The 19,406-nt window shown below is 32.1% G+C and carries 23 protein-coding genes; 20 read left to right on the forward strand and 3 right to left on the reverse strand.

Features of this window, described 5'->3' with window-relative positions:
- Window positions 1-4 precede the first annotated feature (4 nt).
- Window positions 5-526: a hypothetical protein gene (locus SJY34_RS03780; RefSeq protein WP_400079052.1), complete on the forward strand. Its 522-nt coding sequence runs from the start codon at window positions 5-7 to the stop codon at window positions 524-526.
- On the opposite strand, the gene SJY34_RS03785 is transcribed toward SJY34_RS03780, so the two are convergent.
- Both SJY34_RS03785 and SJY34_RS03790 read right to left on the reverse strand, forming a co-directional pair.
- Window positions 527-1,411: a patatin family protein gene (locus tag SJY34_RS03785; RefSeq protein ID WP_400079054.1), complete on the reverse strand. Its 885-nt coding sequence runs from the start codon at window positions 1,409-1,411 to the stop codon at window positions 527-529.
- Window positions 1,411-3,384, reverse strand: coding sequence for a M1 family metallopeptidase (locus tag SJY34_RS03790; RefSeq protein WP_400079056.1), 1,974 nt, complete (start codon window positions 3,382-3,384; stop codon window positions 1,411-1,413). Before SJY34_RS03790 ends, SJY34_RS03785 begins: the two co-directional genes overlap by 1 nt.
- Before the next feature lie 114 nt (window positions 3,385-3,498).
- Between SJY34_RS03790 and recG the strand changes: the two genes are divergently transcribed.
- Genes recG through SJY34_RS03805 form a run of 3 tightly spaced genes read left to right on the forward strand, consistent with a single transcriptional unit; the run spans window position 3,499 to window position 7,475 of the window.
- Window positions 3,499-5,601, forward strand: coding sequence for an ATP-dependent DNA helicase RecG (gene recG / locus SJY34_RS03795; protein ID WP_400079057.1), 2,103 nt, complete (start codon window positions 3,499-3,501; stop codon window positions 5,599-5,601).
- Between the two features lie 28 nt (window positions 5,602-5,629).
- Entirely contained in the window at window positions 5,630-6,883 is a 1,254-nt protein-coding gene (locus SJY34_RS03800; RefSeq protein ID WP_400079059.1) for an NRAMP family divalent metal transporter, read from the forward strand.
- Window positions 6,884-6,908: 25 nt separating this feature from the next.
- Entirely contained in the window at window positions 6,909-7,475 is a 567-nt protein-coding gene (locus SJY34_RS03805) for a DUF1080 domain-containing protein (protein WP_400079061.1), read from the forward strand.
- A gap of 26 nt (window positions 7,476-7,501) precedes the next feature.
- On the opposite strand, the gene SJY34_RS03810 is transcribed toward SJY34_RS03805, so the two are convergent.
- On the reverse strand, window positions 7,502-8,995 hold the full coding sequence (locus SJY34_RS03810) for a PLP-dependent aminotransferase family protein (RefSeq protein ID WP_400079063.1): 1,494 nt from the start codon (window positions 8,993-8,995) through the stop codon (window positions 7,502-7,504).
- A gap of 79 nt (window positions 8,996-9,074) precedes the next feature.
- Here SJY34_RS03810 and SJY34_RS03815 point away from each other — a divergent pair, with 79 nt between their 5' ends.
- The 16 genes from SJY34_RS03815 (at window position 9,075) to SJY34_RS03890 (ending at window position 19,301) form a co-directional block, all read left to right on the forward strand.
- The gene (locus SJY34_RS03815; RefSeq protein WP_400079065.1) at window positions 9,075-9,593 is read left to right on the forward strand and encodes a DinB family protein; all 519 of its coding nucleotides are present in this window, start codon (window positions 9,075-9,077) and stop codon (window positions 9,591-9,593) included.
- Between the two features lies 1 nt (window position 9,594).
- A complete protein-coding gene (locus SJY34_RS03820; protein WP_400079067.1) occupies window positions 9,595-9,885 on the forward strand; it encodes a DUF1272 domain-containing protein in 291 nt (96 codons plus the stop codon).
- A 232-nt stretch (window positions 9,886-10,117) separates the two neighbouring features.
- Window positions 10,118-10,633: a GNAT family N-acetyltransferase gene (locus SJY34_RS03825; protein WP_400079068.1), complete on the forward strand. Its 516-nt coding sequence runs from the start codon at window positions 10,118-10,120 to the stop codon at window positions 10,631-10,633.
- Window position 10,634: 1 nt separating this feature from the next.
- Entirely contained in the window at window positions 10,635-11,297 is a 663-nt protein-coding gene (locus SJY34_RS03830; RefSeq protein ID WP_400079070.1) for a pyridoxamine 5'-phosphate oxidase family protein, read from the forward strand.
- Window positions 11,298-11,313: 16 nt separating this feature from the next.
- On the forward strand, window positions 11,314-11,784 hold the full coding sequence (locus tag SJY34_RS03835; protein ID WP_400079072.1) for a GNAT family N-acetyltransferase: 471 nt from the start codon (window positions 11,314-11,316) through the stop codon (window positions 11,782-11,784).
- A 40-nt stretch (window positions 11,785-11,824) separates the two neighbouring features.
- Window positions 11,825-12,964 (forward strand): pyridoxal phosphate-dependent aminotransferase, encoded by a 1,140-nt coding sequence (locus SJY34_RS03840; RefSeq protein ID WP_400079074.1) that lies wholly within the window; start codon window positions 11,825-11,827, stop codon window positions 12,962-12,964.
- Window positions 12,951-13,637 (forward strand): cupin domain-containing protein, encoded by a 687-nt coding sequence (locus tag SJY34_RS03845; RefSeq protein ID WP_400079076.1) that lies wholly within the window; start codon window positions 12,951-12,953, stop codon window positions 13,635-13,637. Before SJY34_RS03840 ends, SJY34_RS03845 begins: the two co-directional genes overlap by 14 nt.
- A 2-nt stretch (window positions 13,638-13,639) precedes the next feature.
- Window positions 13,640-13,819 (forward strand): HAD hydrolase-like protein, encoded by a 180-nt coding sequence (locus SJY34_RS03850; protein ID WP_400079077.1) that lies wholly within the window; start codon window positions 13,640-13,642, stop codon window positions 13,817-13,819.
- Window positions 13,820-13,853: 34 nt separating this feature from the next.
- A complete protein-coding gene (locus SJY34_RS03855) occupies window positions 13,854-14,315 on the forward strand; it encodes an HAD family hydrolase (RefSeq protein ID WP_400079079.1) in 462 nt (153 codons plus the stop codon).
- A 27-nt stretch (window positions 14,316-14,342) separates the two neighbouring features.
- Window positions 14,343-14,846: a GNAT family N-acetyltransferase gene (locus tag SJY34_RS03860; protein WP_400079081.1), complete on the forward strand. Its 504-nt coding sequence runs from the start codon at window positions 14,343-14,345 to the stop codon at window positions 14,844-14,846.
- A 29-nt stretch (window positions 14,847-14,875) separates the two neighbouring features.
- Complete coding sequence (locus SJY34_RS03865) at window positions 14,876-15,355, forward strand: GNAT family N-acetyltransferase (RefSeq protein WP_400079083.1); 480 nt, start codon at window positions 14,876-14,878, stop codon at window positions 15,353-15,355.
- Between the two features lie 4 nt (window positions 15,356-15,359).
- Complete coding sequence (locus SJY34_RS03870) at window positions 15,360-15,833, forward strand: GNAT family N-acetyltransferase (RefSeq protein WP_400079085.1); 474 nt, start codon at window positions 15,360-15,362, stop codon at window positions 15,831-15,833.
- Between the two features lie 42 nt (window positions 15,834-15,875).
- Complete coding sequence (locus SJY34_RS03875) at window positions 15,876-17,012, forward strand: alpha/beta hydrolase (protein ID WP_400079087.1); 1,137 nt, start codon at window positions 15,876-15,878, stop codon at window positions 17,010-17,012.
- Window positions 17,013-17,147: 135 nt separating this feature from the next.
- Window positions 17,148-17,708, forward strand: coding sequence for a DUF4870 domain-containing protein (locus tag SJY34_RS03880; protein ID WP_400079089.1), 561 nt, complete (start codon window positions 17,148-17,150; stop codon window positions 17,706-17,708).
- Between the two features lie 115 nt (window positions 17,709-17,823).
- On the forward strand, window positions 17,824-18,207 hold the full coding sequence (locus tag SJY34_RS03885) for a hypothetical protein (protein ID WP_400079091.1): 384 nt from the start codon (window positions 17,824-17,826) through the stop codon (window positions 18,205-18,207).
- A 101-nt stretch (window positions 18,208-18,308) separates the two neighbouring features.
- Window positions 18,309-19,301: a hypothetical protein gene (locus tag SJY34_RS03890; RefSeq protein WP_400079093.1), complete on the forward strand. Its 993-nt coding sequence runs from the start codon at window positions 18,309-18,311 to the stop codon at window positions 19,299-19,301.
- Window positions 19,302-19,406: the final 105 nt, after the last annotated feature.

Consider the following 19,406-nt stretch of genomic DNA (forward strand, 5'->3'; position numbering starts at 1 on the left):
ATAAATGGATTTTGACAAAATATTAGAAGTTATTTTAAGCTTATTACCAGCACTCATTGTCGGAGCAATTGCCTTCTATTTCTTTAAGCAACATACAGACAATGAAGAACGAAGAAGACGTTTTTTACTACAGAAAAATATGCAGAAAGAAGCCTTTCCTTTACGCCTACAAGCCTATGAACGTATGGCCCTTTTCTTAGAACGAATTTCACCATCTAAATTACTTACACGAATTAATCCAAATTCCTCAAATAAAGAGGATTATGAAAATTTACTTATAGCATCAATTGAACAAGAATTTGAGCATAATTTATCACAACAAATCTATGTAAGTGATGAATGCTGGAACATTCTTTTAGCTGCTAAAAATGCAACAATTCAGCTAATTAGAAAAGCCAATATGACTGAAAAAACAGATTCTGCAAACAAGCTAAGGGAAGTTATATTGACAGACTTAATGGATAAGCAACCTCCTAGTGGTGCAGCATTATCTTATATAAAGAAAGAGGTTGGAGAAATGTGGTAATTACTTAGAGTGTTTTTGCTCTGCATGATCGTAACCTTGTTGCCACCATTTTTCCATAAGACGCTTACTAAAGATTAAGGAATTCTCTGTTAATGTAGTTGGAGTATAATAGAGATTGAGTTTTACGTTTTTATTTTTTGCTGCCAACTTACCAATCAAGATATCGTTACGCTCTACACGGTCCATTAAGTGACCAAACAAATTCATCATTAAAGAAAAAGGATTTTTGCCCAACACCCTTTGTTTACCTAAATTTTCAGCTTCTAAAACTACAGCATCAATCTCGGTAGCACCTCTTAATATAGCTTCTCTAATAGGAATAACACAACCTAAACCTCCATCAGCATATTCATAACCATTAACTTTAGCTAAAGACATAAAAGGAATATAATTACAAGAAATCCATATCCAATTACAAAATTCTTCGTAAGAGCAATCCTGTATAGACTTATACTCTACCCTATTCATAGAAAGATTGGAAACAGTAACTACGACATCATTCTTTTCCTTTTTTATTTTTTGATATTCCTCAAAAGTAAAATCCTTACGAATCTTGCGCCTTAGCGCCTTGCTTTCACCAAAAGTTCGTTTTCTTTTTATGAACTGCCACAAGGAATTTACAAAGTCAATAGATACAAATTCTCTATCCCCTTTCTGACGTTGCACAAAAGGACTTATACTAAAAATATCTTGTTGCTGAACATTAGTGAATATATCATAGAGTTTTGAAATATCATTAACAGCCAAATGCGGCACCAAAAGACTACCAGTAGAAGTACCTAAAAACATATCATACTCACGCTTTTCACGCTCCATAAGATACTGCGCAACTCCACCTGCAAACGCACCTTTACTTCCACCGCCAGATATTACTAATGCTCGCATTAATTTTGTTTTTGCTCTAATTGTTCTAAAAACTCTTTTGCAAACTTAACCAATCTCCAGTTATGATGTGATTTTGCAGCTTCTAAATTAGATTTGCAATCAGCATTGCAGGCATTTATTAAATTAAGATAATTAAATGCATTAATACGAAGATCTGCATTGTTTTCAGGATTCGTATAACCCACCAATTCATTATATAACGCTTGCTTATTATCAGCTTCGTAAAAAGGTGTATTTAAATTTAAAACAATCCACAACAATCTAACATTTTTATCACTGAACCCAACAATCTCTCTTGTTTTAAATAGATATTTGGAACGGTCTTCTGGAAAAGCAGTCCAAAGGTTATACAAGGCATTTTCGATAGTGATATATGATTTATCATCTAAAAGCGACTCATAATCTTCTTTTAGATGCTCAGGAATCTTTTTTACATACTTTGAAATTGCCTGTCGCACTTTTATGCTGTTTTTAAATGTATCAGCAGTAACCAATTCCGGAACTTGAGATATAACTTTAACTTTTGCATCATCCGAAACATAATATTTAAGATATTCTGAGCATTTTGATGATTTTGCTTGGCAATCTACCATCAAGTACTCATTTACATAAGTCGATTGTTTTTTTAGCAAATCAAAAGCATTATCTGCAGGAAAACTCTTTTGCTTAATCCAAAAATTAACAAATCCAGATAAAGATTTTCCATGTAAACGCTCGACTTCTTTGATAAAATCTGAAGTTTCTACACTACCAAATTGATGCTTTTCAAGATAATTTTTTACAGCTTGCTTAAAAATCTTGTCTCCGACAGCGCTTCGTAAAGCATGTAAAACCCAAGCTCCACGTTGATAAAACGTTAAGCTACTCGATTTAGGGTTTAAAAGTGATGTTCCACTACCTGCAATATCTTGTCTACCCAAATCTAAAGCAGACTCAAAAAGCTTGAAATAAAAATAATCCTCACCAAAAATATCGCGCTCAGCTAATAATGCGTAGTAGGTTGCAAAACCTTCTTGCAACCAATGATGCTCACCAGATTTTGCTGTCACAAGATTACCAAACCATTGATGCGCTAGCTCATGCGCATTCACATTGACATAATTCTTATCGTTAAAACCAATGGAATCTACTACAAAAGCATCTGAGAAAATTGTTAAACTCGTATTTTCCATGCCAGCATATAAAAAATCGTTCACAGGAACCTGCTTGTAATTTTGCCAAGGATATGCAAAGCCAATTTCTTCTTCTAAAAAATCGAACATCCGCCTACTATAGCGATATGTTGGCTCTACTTTTAGAGAATCTTCTGGATAATAGTAATATTCTAATGGAATCCCGCTTTTAGAGGTTTCTGTTTTTTTGTTGTATTTGCCAATGGCTACAGCGACTAGATAACTAGATATTGGTTTTTGCATGTCGAATTTATGAATTCTCTCATAAGTGTGATGAACTAAACCAGAGGAAATAAATTTTCCATTTGATAAAACTTGGTAGCGTTCTTCAAAAACAATATTTAGATCGAACTCAATCTTTTCATTAACATCATCGAAACTAGGTAACCAATGACTTGTGTATTTACCTTGACCTTGAGTCCATATTTGCCAATTTTCATTTCTCTTAAGAAAATAAAGCGCCTTTTTAGGTTTTACTTTATACTGAAAATAAAAATTGTATTTTTTACCAACCTCGAAATCACCTTTTATCCATAATTTTTTTCCATCATAAGAATACTTCAAACTACTGTTAATCCAATCCGGAAGTGATTCGCTGAATTTGAACCCAATAGCATCGATGTAGACTGAATCTATTTGCTTCAATATTTTAAAACTATAATTACCATCACCATAAACCATTGAAGAATCGGGATGAAAACTTATAGTTGCCTCTAGCTTTAAAAAATCCACATAATCCGTCTGCTGAGCAAAAGAAAGACTCGTTAGAAAAAGACATAAAACAAATAGAATTTTCTTCATAAATGAAAACTGAACAAGAATAAGACCAAAGTACAATTTTTTGTGGATTCCTGCTTTCGCAGGAATGACAAAATGAGATTCCTTTTTCCAAAGGAATTAATTAAATTCGCAATTATGAGCGTTAATTTACAAACTCCCATTGACTATCTCAAAGGTGTTGGTCCCAACCGAGCAGATTTACTGCGCTCAGAATTAGGCATTAAAACGTATCAAGACCTCATCAATCTATTTCCTAATCGCTATATCGATCGTACTAAGTATTATAAAATCAGAGAACTACAGCGTAATAATGCCGAAGTTCAGGTTATCGGAGTTATCACTGGCTTTAGAGAAGTTGCTCAAAAACGAGGCAAACGCTTAGTTGCAGATTTTAAAGATGACACAGGATTGATGGAGTTGGTTTGGTTTCGCGGCCAGAAATGGATTAGAGAAAACTTAAAAATTGGTCAACCTTATGTGATTTTTGGAAAGACCAATTGGTTTAGCGGAAAATATAACATGCCTCATCCAGAACTCGAATTACAATCAGAGCATGAAAAAAATTTACGCTCTGCAATGCAAGCTATTTACCCTTCGACTGAAAAATTATCTAACAAAGGCATCACCAATCGTGTTGTAACCAAGATAATGCAGCAATTATTTTTAGAAACCAAAGGGAAATTTTTAGAAACACTTTCTGACACATTAAAAGGAGAATTGAAATTAATTTCTAAATCAGATGCTCTTTTTAACATTCATTTTCCGAAGACACCAGAGCTTTTAGCACAAGCTCAATTTCGCTTAAAATTTGAAGAATTATTCTATATACAATTACAGTTAATTCTTAAAAATCTCATCCATAAATCAAAAATAAAAGGCTTCACTTTTGACAAGGTCGGAAATTATTTCAACACCTTTTACAATGAGCATTTACCATTTAAATTAACCAACGCTCAAAAACGTGTTTTAAAAGAAATTAGACAAGACTTAGGGAGCAATGCACAGATGAATCGACTTTTGCAAGGAGATGTAGGCTCTGGAAAAACAATAGTTGCATTTATGTCAATGCTCATAGGACTTGATAATGGTTTTCAATGTTGCTTAATGGCGCCAACTGCTATTTTGTCAGTTCAGCATTATAACGGATTACTTGAATTATGTAAACCATTAAATATCAGTATTTCATTATTAACTGGCTCAAGTAAAACTTCAGAACGAAAAGAAATTCATGAAAACCTGGAAAATGGCAATTTACAGATACTAATTGGTACACATGCACTACTCGAAGATAAGGTGAAATTCAAAAATTTAGGACTCGCAATTATAGACGAACAACACCGATTTGGAGTTGCACAAAGAAGTAAATTATGGCATAAGAACACCTCGCCTCCACATGTGCTCGTCATGACTGCAACTCCAATTCCAAGAACATTGGCAATGTCTGTTTATGGTGACTTGGATATTTCAGTAATTGATGAATTACCAGCAGGTCGAAAACCGATAAAAACAGTACATCGCTATGACAATAATCGACTGAAAGTTTTCAAGTTTATGAAAGATGAAGTTGCCTTAGGTAGACAAATTTATATTGTCTATCCATTAATTCAAGAAAGCGAAAAAATGGATTATAAGGATTTAATGGATGGCTGCGAAAGTATCTCTAGAGAATTTCCAATGCCAGAGTATCAGATTTCAATTGTTCATGGCAAGATGAAACCAGCCGACAAAGATTATGAAATGCAACGTTTTGTAAAAGGCGAAACTAACATAATGGTTGCTACGACAGTTATTGAAGTTGGTGTTAATGTACCTAATGCTTCAGTAATGATTATTGAAAGCGCAGAACGTTTTGGCTTATCACAGTTACATCAATTAAGAGGACGTGTTGGTCGCGGTGCAGAGCAAAGCTATTGTATTTTAATGACAAGTCATAAACTGAGCCAAGACAGTAAAACAAGACTAGAAACTATGGTTCGTAGTAGTGATGGCTTTGAAATTGCAGAAGTAGATCTAAAACTGCGAGGACCAGGAGATATTATGGGAACACAACAAAGTGGTGTTCTAAATTTGAGGATTGCTGATATTGTAAAGGATAAGGATATTCTACAACAAGCACGTTATTATGCCAAAAATGTTTTGAAACTAGACCCAAGCCTTGGCTTACCTGAGCATAAAGTGATTTTAAATACATACAGACAAATGCATAAGTATCGCAATATTTGGAACTATATTAGCTAAACCTCAACTAATAATCAAACCAATCAATATGCTTAAACTTAAAACGATTTTAAAAAACCTTGGTCCTGGTCTTTTATTTGCAAGTATGGCTATTGGTACATCTCATTTGGTACTTTCAACAAAAGCTGGTGCACAATATGGTTGGTTGATGATAATTCCGATTATTCTTGCCAATATTTTAAAATATCCATTTTTTGAATTTTGTATTCGATACACCAACATTACAGGAAAAAGTATAATTGAAGGTTACCGCAACAGAGGAAAAGGTTATTTATGGCTTTATGCATTTATTACACTAGCTACCAGCCTAGCAACACCTGCAGCACTTTGTTCCGTAACAGCAGGACTTCTAATAAATTTATTAGGACTCGAAAATGTTTCTATAACTATTGTTGCGCTTGGGTTGTTCATTTTTAACACTATTATTTTAATTATAGGCAAATACAAGTTTTTAGAAACGACTCTAAAATTTTTAATTCCTATACTATTTGCTGCGTTGTTAGTCACTACGATCCTAGTTATCAACAAAGGAGCAATCACTCCTGTTACCCATTTTGAACCGCCAAAAATTTTTAACGAATTAAGTGTTTTATTTGTTATTACTTTGATTGGTTGGATGCCAACCGCTGTTGAAGCTAGTAGTTGGTTAAGTCTCTGGAGTGTTGAAAAGTATAGAATTGATGGTACAAAACCAGCATTGAAAGATGCACTTCAAGAATTTAAATTAGGATATTTACTAACCGCTATATTGGCGATTTTCTTCCTAATTATTGGATGCATGACACTATATGGTTCTGGTACGGAACTCAGTGGAAATGCTATAACATTTGCAGATCAGGTCATAAATTTATTTACAACTCACATTGGAGATTGGGCATATGTATTTATTGCGGTATCAGCTTTTGCGACTATGTACAGTACTTGCCTGACTAACCATGATGCGACCGCAAGAGTGAGCATGGATATTATCGGACTACTTGCTGATGAACACAAAAAATTTTCAGGTAAAAAATATTACGCTATCGGTATAATCGCAATCGCGATTATAAGTATTATTGTTCTTTATGCTCTAAGTGCTAATATGGGGCTAATTCTCGCCGTAGCCACCACTATTTCATTCGTTTTAGCTCCTATTGTGGGTTATATGAACTTAAAGAATGTAATGAGTAAAGATCTTCCTGAAAACCTGCGACCAAAAAGAAGACTACAATTATTAACTTATGCAGGTATTATTTTCCTTTCGCTATTATCCGTTTATTATGGTTGGATGTTGATTTCTTAATATGGTTTTATCAAAAAAATATAAAATGAAAATTAATTTATTCTTAAGCCTATTTATTGTTCTTTTTTTATCCTGCAATCAACCACAAAGACTATTCAATGAAAATTCTAAAGATTGGATAACAAAAGGTAATGCCAACTGGACTTTTTCTAATAATGAACTAATTGGAATAGTTGACGATGGAGCCGGATTTGTAATTACCAATCAGTCTTATAAAGACTTTAGTTTAGAGTTAGAATTTCAACCAGATAGCACTATTAATTCAGGAGTATTTATACGTTGTAAAAACCAAGATATCAACCCAACAGACTGCTACGAATTAAATATTTGGGATTTACATCCTGATCAAACTAACAGAACAGGTGCGATAGTAACAAGAAAAGAACCCTTGGCTATTGTAAGCACTATTGACAAATGGAACACCTATAGGATTAAGGTAGAAAAAAACGAAATAAAAGTCTGGATAAATGATACACTAACTGTTAATACTAAGGACGAAAAACTGTCTGATGGCTATATAGGATTACAAGCAAAAGGAACAGGAAAGGTTCGGTTTCGTAATGTGAAACTAAAGAATTTAACTATAGATTAGATTGTTTTTGTAAAGTTTAATTGGCTTTATCTTGCTGTTTCTGAGTTTTTAATCTCACCAATAGTTTTCTTTAACCTATTTATTAATTCAAAAATCTCAGCTTCGTTATGAGCTGCAAATCCAATTCTTATGCAATTATGCCCTAGATTAGCACTATCATATTGCTTCCAATCACCAATCTTTAAATTATATGTTCTCGCCACTTCAGAAAAATGGTCCCAAGAATACATGGGGTTTAACTTTGTCCAAACTGCCATACCACCTTTTGGGATTTCAAATTCAAAAAAATCACCTAGTTGGTCTTTTAAAAGTTTACAAAACAAATCGCGTCGTTGCTTGTAAATTTTCATCACTTTACGAATATGCCGATCCAAATCGCCAGATTTTATAAAATCTGCAAATGTTAGTTCTAACAAAGCATCTCCTTGGCGATCGACATAGCCTCTTAATTTAGAAGCTTCATCTACAAATTCTTTAGACGCAATTAAATACCCAATTCTAAACACTGGAGCGACCGTTTTGCAAACAGAACCTATGTAAACGACGTTTCCGTTGGTATCATGACTGGCTAACGGTAAAATTGGAGCATGATTGTAATTAAAATCGTAATCGTAGTCATCTTCTATAATGGCAAAATTATATTGCTTTGCCAAATTCAACAAACGCATTCTCCGTTCTGCACACAGTGTTACTGTTGTTGGATGGTGGTGATGCGATGTAACATAAACAGCTTTAATCTGCTGACGCTTGCACAGGTTTTCAATAGCTCTCGTAGAAAGGCCATGTTCGTCCACCATAACACGTTCTAGCTTAGCATGTTGGTTTAAAAACGTAGCATCAGCAGCACCGTAATTGGTGTTTCCCACCACAACAATATCATCTTTTTGAAGTAATAACTGCGACGATAACCAAATACCCATTTGGCTACCACGCGTAATCAATACATTCTCTTTAGTAATATGTAAACCTCTAGTGGTATTTAAATACTCAACTAAGACATCTCTTAAGGTATCATTGCCATACACAGAACCGTAAGACAAATGGTCGAACACATTTTTTTTAGAGCAAACCCGTCTGTAGGTTCTGGCAATTTCATCAATTGGAGTTAAGCGCCCATCAGATACCCCATCGTTTAAATAGATAAGGCTTTTATTATTTTTTTTAGGCTTTTCAGGTAAGATACTATTCTTATAAAATGAGAATCCTGTGTCCTTTTTTAAATCAAAAGCTTTACAGCCCTCTAGTTTTTGCTCTTGCAATACAGGTAAATTAGGATGTACAAAAGTTCCTTTTTTAGGAATGCTTTCTACCCAACCTTGCAGTAATAACTCATCATAACAAGCCACGATTGTTTTTCTATGCACATTTAACTGTTCAGCTAAGGTTCTACTGCCAGGCAATTTAGTATGAGGCGCTAAAGTTTGGTTTTTAATCAACTGAATAATTTGATTCGACAATTGTAAATACAAGGCTTGATTACATTGCCTATCAAATTGAATGCTGGTTTTAAACGGAAACATCTGGACTATCTATTATATTTATTCTGGATTATTACAATAGTCCATAAATATAGTAAATTTGAGATATAGAACAACAGAAATGACAAAATTAGACTTAATCCCATCAGAATTTGATGATTATTATTTAAGATATATAGATAAGTTATCTCATAAAACAGAACTCAGAAAAGGCTTTGCAATTGGTAAAAGCACACTAATTGATTTTTTTAAATCCATTTCTGAAGAAAAATTAACTGATCGTTATCAACCAGAAAAATGGAGTGTAAAAGAAATACTTCAACACTTAATAGATACAGAACGTATTTTTATATACCGCTTTTTTAGAATTGCCAGAAGAGATAAAACTGCTTTAGTAGGATATGATCAAAACATATATATTAAACCATCTAGAGCTAATAATAAGTCTATAGAAAGTTTATTGGATGAATTTGAAATAAATCGGAATCATTCTATTTCATTACTTAATAGCTTAACTGATCACGATTTATGTTTTATAGGAAACTCTAACGGAGGTCTTATGTCTGCAAGAGCTGCTGCTTTTACTATCATAGGTCATGACATTTGGCATATGGAAGTTATTAAGAATAAATATTTATAATATGCTAGAAATAAGACCTAATTGTGAACATTGTAACAAAGATTTACCTAACATATCAATTGAAGCAATGATTTGCTCTTTTGAATGTACCTATTGCAAAACATGTGCTCTCGACATCTTTGAAAATGTATGTCCAAGTTGCGCAGGGAATTTTGTTAAGCGTCCAATTAGACCTCAAAAAGAAATTAAAAAATATCCAGCTTCTACTAAACCAATGTTTAAACCAAAAAATCTAGAAAAAGCAAAACTTAATTCAGACCAATTTAAAAACATTTCACCAGAAAAAAGATAAGATATGAGTCCATTTTTAATTGATTGTATTGGTTACAGCGGGTTAATCATCAATTTATATTCAATGTCCACCAAAGGTGAATATAAACTGCGATTAGTCTCACTAATCGCAAATATTATTTACATTTTATACGGCGCATTAATTGTCGCTACACCAATAATTGTTGGCTGTACGATAGCAGTGTTTCTGCACGCCTACCATATAAGAAGATTACGAATAAAAAAAGCAATAAATGACTAAAATAAAAAAAGCCAAAGAAGCAGACCTAGATACTTTAGCACATTTAGCAAGACAAACTTGGGCAGAATCTCATGGTCATTATATAGAAGACAAAAACGATCTATTAAATTATCTCGACGACAATTTTACTGTTTCTAAAACGACAGAAGATTTTAACAATCCAAAGAACCATTTCTATATTATCTATTTAGATAATTTACCAGTGGGTTATGCAAAAATAGTCCTAAATGCTAATCAAGAGCATGTTACCTCGCAAAACAATTGTCGATTAGAACGAATTTTCATCCTAAATGAGTTTATACCCTTAAAACTCGGAAAACAATTACTCACTTTTGTTGAAGACCAAGCCAAAGCATTACAATTAGATACTATGTGGCTTACCGTTTACATAAAAAACGACAGAGCGATAAGGTTCTATGAAAAAAATGAATTTAACAATGTTGGAAAAATAAATTTTGTAGTCAGCGGAAAAGACTATGAAAATATAGTGTTCTCAAAAAAGATTTAATATGCAAGAGTATTCAAAATCAAAGTTAAACAGAGTAAAACGGGGAAAAAATAGAGCGACTTACGATGTTGAAAAAATCAACACCATTTTAGACGCTGGCTTTATTGGTTACGTAAGTTATATCTATGAAGGTAGAGCGATTACTCTCCCAATGGCTTATGGGAGACAAGATGATAAAATCTATTTACACGGTTCACAAGCTAACAGAATGTTATTAGCTTTATTAGAAGCTAAAGAAATGAGTATGACGGTAATGCATTTAGACGCACTTGTTTTAGCACGCTCCGGGCTACATCATTCAGTCAATTATCGTTCTGCAACTTTGTTTGGTTCTGCCAAAAACCTTGAAGACCCAAAAGAAAAAGACCCAGCGCTTTTCTGTTTTATGGAGCATATGATGAAAGGGCGTTGGGATGGCATTAGACCAATACACAAGGAAGAGTTAGATAGAACGTTGGTAGTAGAAATGACAATTGAAACAGCTTCTGCAAAAATTAGAGATGTCGGTGTTGGTGACGAACCAGAAGATTACAGTTTAGATGTTTGGGCAGGTTTAGTGCCTTTAAAACAAGTCGCAGAATACCCAATTGCTGATGAAGGCATCCCGGAAAAGATGGAAGTTCCGAAACACGTTTTAGATTATTATCAACAAAACAAAAAATGAATTAAAATGAATTAAAATGAAATTTAGAAAAGCTACTGAAAGTGATGTAATAGATATCGTAGGAATGATAGCAGATGATGAACTTGGTAAAACTAGGGAAAATTATCAAATCCCATTACCAGAAGAGTATATCCTCGCTTTTGAGAAAATAAATGCCGATAAGAATCAAGAATTAATTATAGTCGAGGACGACAATTCGGAAATTATCGGAACCTTACAACTTTCCTTTATCCAATATTTAACATATCGAGGAGGCATCAGATCGCAAATTGAAGCTGTTAGAATTAGAAAAGATAAAAGAGGCTTAGGAATTGGGAAAATAATGTTTGAATGGGCTATAAATAGAGCAAAGGAACGAAAGGCACATCTACTTCAGTTAACTACCGATAAAAAACGACCTAAGGCAATACAATTTTATGAAAACTTAGGATTTAAGGCATCGCATGAAGGAATGAAATTACACCTAGACTATAACCAACTAAAGTAACAAAGGACTGTACTCATCATAACAATCACAAAAAGAGAATATGAAATTCCCATTAAACGACATAATTGATTTATTAGATGAAAGGCTAGAGCTAAATTTAGCTGAAAGCACAAATAAAGATTTAGTACTAGAAGAAATTTGGGATGAATCCTTTAACCAAGGCTTAAAAAAGCTAAAATTAGAGTATGGTACATCTCAGGGAAACGAGGAATTACGAGAATTAGTTAGTAAGAAATTATATGTAGAAAAAAAGAATATAGTAATAACAAATGGTGCAGCATTTAGCAATTTTTTATCTATGCTATGCTTATGTGATATAGGAGATGAAGTCATTACGGTACAACCAAATTTTCCACCAACAATGGATTTAATAGAAGGTTTAGGGTTCAAAAGAAAATTACTAAAGTTATCATTTGAAGAAAAATACCAATTAAATGAGAATGAACTATTTAAACTTGTCTCTGAAAAAACAAAGTTAATAATACTAGTCACGCCCTTAAACCCAACAGGAACAATACTTAGTAAAGAAGAGGTTGAAAAAATTTCAATTCGTTTAAATAATGAGTATCCTAACTGTAGATTATTGATTGATGAAACATATCGAGAAGCTACTTATGGAAATAACCAAGTCATACCAACATTTGCTGGGTTGAAGGATAATATAATAACAGTTTCTTCTTTATCAAAATCTCACGGAACGCCAGGATTAAGAATTGGATGGTTACATTCAAATGATGATGATTTTATAAAAGAAGTAAGTGTAGCAAAAACAAATACAGTAATATCAAATTCTGTTTTAGATGAATATGTTGCTACTCAAGTTTTAAAAAAGGAAACTCAACTATTTAAAACTAGAAGGATACACATAGCTAAAGGATTAGAGCTAGCAAACAAATGGGTTGCATTAAATAAACAATTCATAAGCTGGAATGAACCAAGTGCTGGAGCGCTTTGTTGCATAAAATTAAAAGAAACAAAATTCAATAAAGAACAAATAAAAGCCTTTTATGCTTTGTCAAAAGACGCAGGTATTCAAATAGCAAATGGAGAATGGTTTGGTGAAACTAACAGCTATTTCCGATTAGGTTTTGGGTATATGGAAATAGAAAAATTAAAAACAACATTAAATAAATTAAGTGAAATCCTAAAGCATATAGCTACTCAAAATGAAAACATCTAAAGAAAATAGTGAGTATTACAACTGGGGAAATAATTGTAAAGGGTGGCATCTTGCTAAATCAGAAAATTTAAGCATAATTGAAGAATTAATGCCTGCAAATACTTCAGAACAAAGACATTATCATAATTTTTCGGAACAATATTTTTACGTGTTAAAAGGAACCGCAACTTTTGAAATTGAAAATAAAATTTTAGAAGTAAATAAAGGAGAAGGGATTCATGTTCATCCGCAAGTAGTTCACCAAATAAAAAATGAAAAGTCTGCTGACTTAGAATTTATAGTCATCTCACAACCTACAACAAAAGGAGATAGAATAAACCAACCTTTTGAAAACAAAGAATTGAATTTAAACGGCAAAAAATTTAAATCAGTTTCGAGCACAAATAATGGAGAAGTAAGCTCAAGCACTCTGTTTAAGTATCGACAAAAAAGAAATATAATTTGGGCCACTTATGAGGGCGGTGAAATCTTGTTTGGAACACTTTCTGGGCGCATAGAAAAAGATAACTTGATTTTTACATACCAACATCAAAATAAAAACGGAGATTTTAAAACCGGAAAGTGTAAATCAATTATTGAGATTAAAGATGAGGTTTTAATTTTAAAAGAAAAATGGGAATGGACTTGCGATGATTATTCTAAAGGAGAATCTACTCTTAAAGAAATAAAATAATAATGATAGCAGTAATTTTTGATATCGATGGCACATTAACAAACACAACAAAGGTTGATTACAAATGTTTTATTAAGGCTTTTAAAAGCATATTTAGTATTGATATCTCAAATCAAAATTGGTCTGAATTGACTAATGTAACCGATTGGGGAATAACAGAAGGAAATAGTTTTAAAGCATAAAAATAGAGTTCCGACTGATATTGAATATAAAAAAATGATTGCAGAATTTGTTTTATGCCTAGAAACTGAATTACAGACTGATGAAAAACAATTTCGAGAAATAAAAGGAGCGTCAAGTTTTATAAATTTTTTAATCCAAAAACCTAATGTGAAAATTGGAATAGCAACTGGAGGTTGGGAAAAATCAGCAATTCTCAAATTAAAATCAATAGGAATTAATGCTTGTGAATTCGCATTTTCAAATAGCAATCATTTTAAAACTAGAGAAGAAATTCTATCCAGTACCATCCAAAAAATAAACCAAAAATGTGAAAATAAAATTGAACAAACCATTTACTTCGGAGACGGAAATTGGGATTTTCTAACGTGTAAAAAATTAGGAATTGAATTTATTGGAATAGACAACACTAATAAACTAAAAGATTTTGGCGCAAAAACTATTTTTAATGACTTTGAACATTACGAATTGATTTATAAAAATCTTAAAATTAAATAAAACACTACTGTAAATAAGTAGAACACAATGCAACTAGTATTAAACTATAGAAAAGCTAATTTATCCGATTTTAATAAACTGAAATCTCTAGGGATAGAATCGTATTCAGAATTTTCTAGTGTTCTAACCCCTAAGAATTGGAAGAAAATGAATTCCTTTCTTAAAAGTGATGCTAACTTATTACAATTAATTGAACAAAGTACTGTTTTCGTTTGCGAAAAAGAATCAGACATCATTGGTATGATTTATTTAGTCCCAAGTGGCAACCCAACGGAAATATTTCATAAAAACTGGAGTTATATACGCTTTTTAGGAGTGAACACTAATTTCAGAGGACATGGAATTGGTAAAAAACTGACCGACTTATCTCTGAAATATGCAAAAGAAACTAATGAAAAACATATTGCATTGCATACATCAGAATTTATGGATTCTGCAAGAACAATCTATCAGAAAATAGGTTTTAGAAAAACAAAAGAGATTCAATACTTAGGAAAAAGATATTGGATTTATTTGCTTGACTTGAATTAGAAATACGAAAAAGATATAAAACAATTCATTTGAAATTAAAACATACAACAACTAATGATTTAATCAATATTCTTGAAATAGAAAGGAATCTAGAAAATGTAGAATTTATAGAACCCTATAATCTAGAAAGGCATCAAAAAGTCATTCAACAAAAAGGTGAAGAACATTTTTCGATTTTTGATGAAGATTCCAAATTGATAGGCTTTGTTATTCTTGCAGGATTAACTAATGAAAATAAATCCATAGAATTCAAACGAATAGTTGTCTCAGAAAAAGGAAAAGGCTTTGGTTCAAAAACAATAGAATTAATAAAGAAGAAATGTTTTCAAGATTACAATTGTAATAGACTTTGGCTAGATGTTTTTGATTTTAATTTAAGAGCAATTCATGTCTATGAAAGTTTAGGTTTTATAAAAGAAGGTGTTTTGCGAGAATGTATAAAAACTGAGCAAGGCTTTAAAAATCTTATAATTATGTCAATTCTAAGAAAAGAATACCAATTAAGTTAAAACTATGAGTAAGATAAAAGTCGTAAAAGCAACTATTGATGAAATACATATTGTTGTAAATTTAGTAGCGGAATTATTAATTGATTTCAACAATAAAAATCATAGTGATTTTATAGTTGATAAAAACAAATTAAAAGACGTAACTAAAGATATCATTGTCCGTGATAATTTTGCAGCTTTTATAGCATATGATTCTGACTATAAACCAAAAGGATTAATAACAATTTCTGGAGCATTTGCTATATATAACGGTGGAGACTTTGGAGTTATCACAGAATTATATGTGGATAGAACCTCAAGGTCAACAGGAATTGGAAAATTATTATTAGAAAGTGCTTTTAACTTTTCAGACACTATGAACTGGAAGAAAGTAGAAGTTGGAGCACCAAATGCCAAGGAATGGCCAAGAACTATTGAATTCTATAAAAAAAACGGATTTAAACAGAAAGGGCCAAAACTAAGAATTGATTTGAGATAACTATTATTAAGATATGTTTGGATATAAAAACAATAGATAATAATGATAAATAGATTTACTTTTTTGTTTACAAAGTTCACTACTAACTATAGATTAATTCTTTTATTAGCGCTATTCATGTTACCAATTACAGCATGTAACGCACAATCGACAAAATATAGTTTTGAGCTCATCGATGTACCTTCTCCATCATTAAAAGATGCCCTTATCGATTCTCATAGTACTTATAAAATAGGCATTAGTCTTCCTCCATACTATAAGAATAGTGACAAGAAATATCCAGTAGTTTATAATCTTAGCGGCTATACCGTTTTCCCAGGTCAATACCCATCAACTGAAGCTCTAACGCAATCACACAATAATAATTCAATAAAAGAAATGATTGTAGTTGATATTAGCGGCTACAATGTTTTTCTGGGAACAATGTATGCCAATTCATCTGTTACAGGTAATTGGGAAGATTTTGTAACTAAAGATGTTATTAATTTCATTGATAAAAATTACAGAACCATTCCTAAAAAAGAAGCTAGAGCAATAATGGGACATTCTATGGGTGCGGCAGCTGTCGCTAACATTAGTCTAAAACATACTGACAAGTATTCTGTTGTTTATCTAATGAGCCCAGCAATAGGAAAAAGTGCAGAAGACTATATGTCGGTGATGTTTTCTGACAATTCAATATTGAATCAGTTAGAGATTTTATCAGAAAAATTGTCGAATGTAAAGGATGAGAATTTTCAAAGTGAGATTATAAAAATTCTTGATACTTTTGAAAGTAAGCACACAATTTTATGGACATTAGCATACGGAATGGCATTTTCTCCTGATCTGTCAGAACCTCTCAAAATGAGGCTACCTTTTGTTAAGGATGAAACAGGTAAATATGTTAAAAATCAGAATGTATATGACCAATGGATTAATGGTTTTGCAGAATTTGATTTAAAAATAAAATTAAACAAACAGGAATTAAAAAAATATAAACTCTACTCAATTAATTGCGGCAATAAGGATAGTCCATTTATTTTAAATGGCACAAAACGTTTTACAGAATTATTGTTCTTAAACAACATACCATATACAATGGATTGGTATGATGGTGATCACTCTAATCGAATAGGCGAAAAATTGGTAGAAAGTGTTTATCCTATAATCTATGCCAATTTAGAAATACAAGATTAATACCTGTTAAATAAAAGTGTACGACAATACATGCATAAAACGTTAACGAACTAAAAACTTACCTTCCAATAACTCATCCATAAATTCTTTTTAAATAAAAAAGTTTAACTTAGTAATCAATCAAATTATATATATGTGAGCATAATTAAAACGATAAGAGAACAATCTGGTTTTACACAAGCAGTACTAGCCAAACAATCTGGTTTGTCTTTAAGAACAATTCAACGTTTAGAATGTACCAATAAAGAACCGAAAGGTCATACCTTAAAAATGCTCTCAAATGTTTTTAAAATTGAGCCCTCTGTGTTACAAGAAAAATTTCAGCGTATCGGAAAAGCTCAAGAATCCGAAAAGACTTCTATTCAACTTATAAACTTATCCATATTGGCTTTTATCGGTATCCCTTTTGGAAATCTTATTTTTCCGTTTATACTTTGGTGGAAAAACCGTAAATCAAAACTAGTTGATGAGGTCGGAAGACGAATTGTAAATTTCCAAATTATCTGGTGGATTATCTTTTCTATACTGATGTGTATCTCACCTTTTATTAGTCGCACATTTTTTTCTAATACACAAATAATCTTGTATGTTTTGCTTGTAGGCTATGTATTTAATATTGTTATTGTTTTTATCACAGCAATGAAGTTGAGACGTAATGATTTTAACTTTCTGAAGACTCCTCTTCGCCTTATTTAAATTACAAATAGAGAATTGTCGTAAAATTGGCGGCATTCTAAACCACCTAATTTCATCGTATTGTATTTACTTAGTAGTATAACTAAATAAAATCTACTAATTAAAATATTTTATTATGAAAACTAAACACATTATTTGCGCTTTTCTTTTTACAGGCTTAATATTAAGCTGTGGCTCTACTAAAACTCTAACTAATCCTGATGATAAGCTCATAGGTGAATGGAGTCTCATTGCAGAATCTACACCTCAGGGCGACGTGCCTATAACCATGACTATCACTAAGAATGAAGCGGGGAAATTTGAAGGTTCATTTAAATCTATGATGGGTGAATTCGACATGACTAATCTCGTTTTAAAAAATGGCGTAATGTCTTGCGACTTTGATGTTCAGGGTATTCTGTTCGAATTTAAAGGCGTATTTACCAATGACGAGTTTAATGGTGAAACATTGGGGCCAGCCGAAAGCTATATTACTAATGGAAAAAGAAAGGTGGAATAACAACTCTTTCGATATTCAAAAAAATAGAAGACATTTAAATATTACTATATCTGAGCTTTCTTTAAGCTCATAGACTTTCATCACATCAAAATCACACAATCATGAAGAAAAAAATCGGCTACACGTTACTAATTCTTTTATTACTTACAATTTCTGTTGGATTTTATTACATCAGAAAGTTTAATAATGCATTTTTTAAAGAAAAATCTGCATATCTAGAATACACGTTTGAATCTAAACCCATTCACTTTGATTGGGCTGCAAATTCTACAGGATCAGGAGGCCATCACGAACCTCAAGCTGCGCTAATAATTCCATTAAAAATTGAAGGTTTAACACATCAATTTTATATGCAGTTTGATACTGGTGCACCACATTCTTTTATCTATGAAAATGATTTAAAATCTTTACGTGCCATTGGTATGGACATTAAAGAAGTTACAAAAGGAGAAGAACGCTTTGTAGAGCAATTAGATTTTATACTAGATGACAATCATATAAAAGCATCCATGATTAGAATTTTAGGGGATTACGGACATACTTTTGGCAAGAACGATACTATATCCAAAATAGGTATAGGTACTATTGGTAGTGATTTTATAGCTGACCGAATTACAGCTATTGATTTTAAAAATCAAAAGTTAGAGCTGTTTCATCAACGTCCAGAATGGATGAAAGCTTTACCCAAATTCAAATCCTTTGACTTTACTGGTAGGCGTATTATGTTGCCTGCAACTCTAAATGATAAAGACTACGAATTATTTTACGATTCTGGTTGTAGTGCCTTTGGGTTGATTACTATAAAAACCCGATTTGATAATTATAGTGATGTTAATATTGAAGCTATTGCATATGATGCTAAAAGCTGGAAAAGTAGTATTCCAATTACGAGTAAACCAACTAGTCAACCCATTAGCATTGGCAATACCGAGTTAAGTTTAAAACGTGTGAGTTTTGTAGATATGTACAGTTGGTCTCAACCGTTAGTAACACCTTTTACAAGAATAGGTGGTTGGTTAGGTAATCAACCTTTTACTGAGAGTACTTTGATTATTGATACAAAAACTGAAGAATTTATTGTTATAAAAAATTAAACATCTAATTTTAATTAGATCATTCAATATCTAATAGCTTGCAAAACTGGCCTATTGTTTTTATTATAGTTTTTATACCTTATTGATATTAATGTTGTACTACTA

The organism is Winogradskyella sp. R77965, from assembly GCF_044594915.1.
GTDB lineage: Bacteria > Bacteroidota > Bacteroidia > Flavobacteriales > Flavobacteriaceae > Winogradskyella.

What these genes read in the sequence shown, in the direction of transcription:
- SJY34_RS03855 (WP_400079079.1), top strand. Translation starts at nt 13,854, where the DNA reads ATGATTGCAGAATTTGTTTTATGCCTAGAAACTGAATTACAGACTGAT.
- SJY34_RS03850 (WP_400079077.1), top strand. Translation starts at nt 13,640, where the DNA reads ATGATAGCAGTAATTTTTGATATCGATGGCACATTAACAAACACAACA.
- SJY34_RS03815 (WP_400079065.1), top strand. Translation starts at nt 9,075, where the DNA reads ATGACAAAATTAGACTTAATCCCATCAGAATTTGATGATTATTATTTA.
- recG (WP_400079057.1), top strand. Translation starts at nt 3,499, where the DNA reads ATGAGCGTTAATTTACAAACTCCCATTGACTATCTCAAAGGTGTTGGT.
- SJY34_RS03845 (WP_400079076.1), top strand. Translation starts at nt 12,951, where the DNA reads ATGAAAACATCTAAAGAAAATAGTGAGTATTACAACTGGGGAAATAAT.
- SJY34_RS03860 (WP_400079081.1), top strand. Translation starts at nt 14,343, where the DNA reads ATGCAACTAGTATTAAACTATAGAAAAGCTAATTTATCCGATTTTAAT.
- SJY34_RS03890 (WP_400079093.1), top strand. Translation starts at nt 18,309, where the DNA reads ATGAAGAAAAAAATCGGCTACACGTTACTAATTCTTTTATTACTTACA.
- SJY34_RS03825 (WP_400079068.1), top strand. Translation starts at nt 10,118, where the DNA reads ATGACTAAAATAAAAAAAGCCAAAGAAGCAGACCTAGATACTTTAGCA.
- SJY34_RS03785 (WP_400079054.1), bottom strand. Translation starts at nt 1,411, where the DNA reads ATGCGAGCATTAGTAATATCTGGCGGTGGAAGTAAAGGTGCGTTTGCA.
- SJY34_RS03800 (WP_400079059.1), top strand. Translation starts at nt 5,630, where the DNA reads ATGCTTAAACTTAAAACGATTTTAAAAAACCTTGGTCCTGGTCTTTTA.
- SJY34_RS03885 (WP_400079091.1), top strand. Translation starts at nt 17,824, where the DNA reads ATGAAAACTAAACACATTATTTGCGCTTTTCTTTTTACAGGCTTAATA.
- SJY34_RS03830 (WP_400079070.1), top strand. Translation starts at nt 10,635, where the DNA reads ATGCAAGAGTATTCAAAATCAAAGTTAAACAGAGTAAAACGGGGAAAA.
- SJY34_RS03805 (WP_400079061.1), top strand. Translation starts at nt 6,909, where the DNA reads ATGAAAATTAATTTATTCTTAAGCCTATTTATTGTTCTTTTTTTATCC.
- SJY34_RS03810 (WP_400079063.1), bottom strand. Translation starts at nt 8,995, where the DNA reads ATGTTTCCGTTTAAAACCAGCATTCAATTTGATAGGCAATGTAATCAA.
- SJY34_RS03820 (WP_400079067.1), top strand. Translation starts at nt 9,595, where the DNA reads ATGCTAGAAATAAGACCTAATTGTGAACATTGTAACAAAGATTTACCT.
- SJY34_RS03840 (WP_400079074.1), top strand. Translation starts at nt 11,825, where the DNA reads ATGAAATTCCCATTAAACGACATAATTGATTTATTAGATGAAAGGCTA.
- SJY34_RS03790 (WP_400079056.1), bottom strand. Translation starts at nt 3,384, where the DNA reads ATGAAGAAAATTCTATTTGTTTTATGTCTTTTTCTAACGAGTCTTTCT.
- SJY34_RS03835 (WP_400079072.1), top strand. Translation starts at nt 11,314, where the DNA reads ATGAAATTTAGAAAAGCTACTGAAAGTGATGTAATAGATATCGTAGGA.
- SJY34_RS03875 (WP_400079087.1), top strand. Translation starts at nt 15,876, where the DNA reads ATGATAAATAGATTTACTTTTTTGTTTACAAAGTTCACTACTAACTAT.
- SJY34_RS03780 (WP_400079052.1), top strand. Translation starts at nt 5, where the DNA reads ATGGATTTTGACAAAATATTAGAAGTTATTTTAAGCTTATTACCAGCA.
- SJY34_RS03870 (WP_400079085.1), top strand. Translation starts at nt 15,360, where the DNA reads ATGAGTAAGATAAAAGTCGTAAAAGCAACTATTGATGAAATACATATT.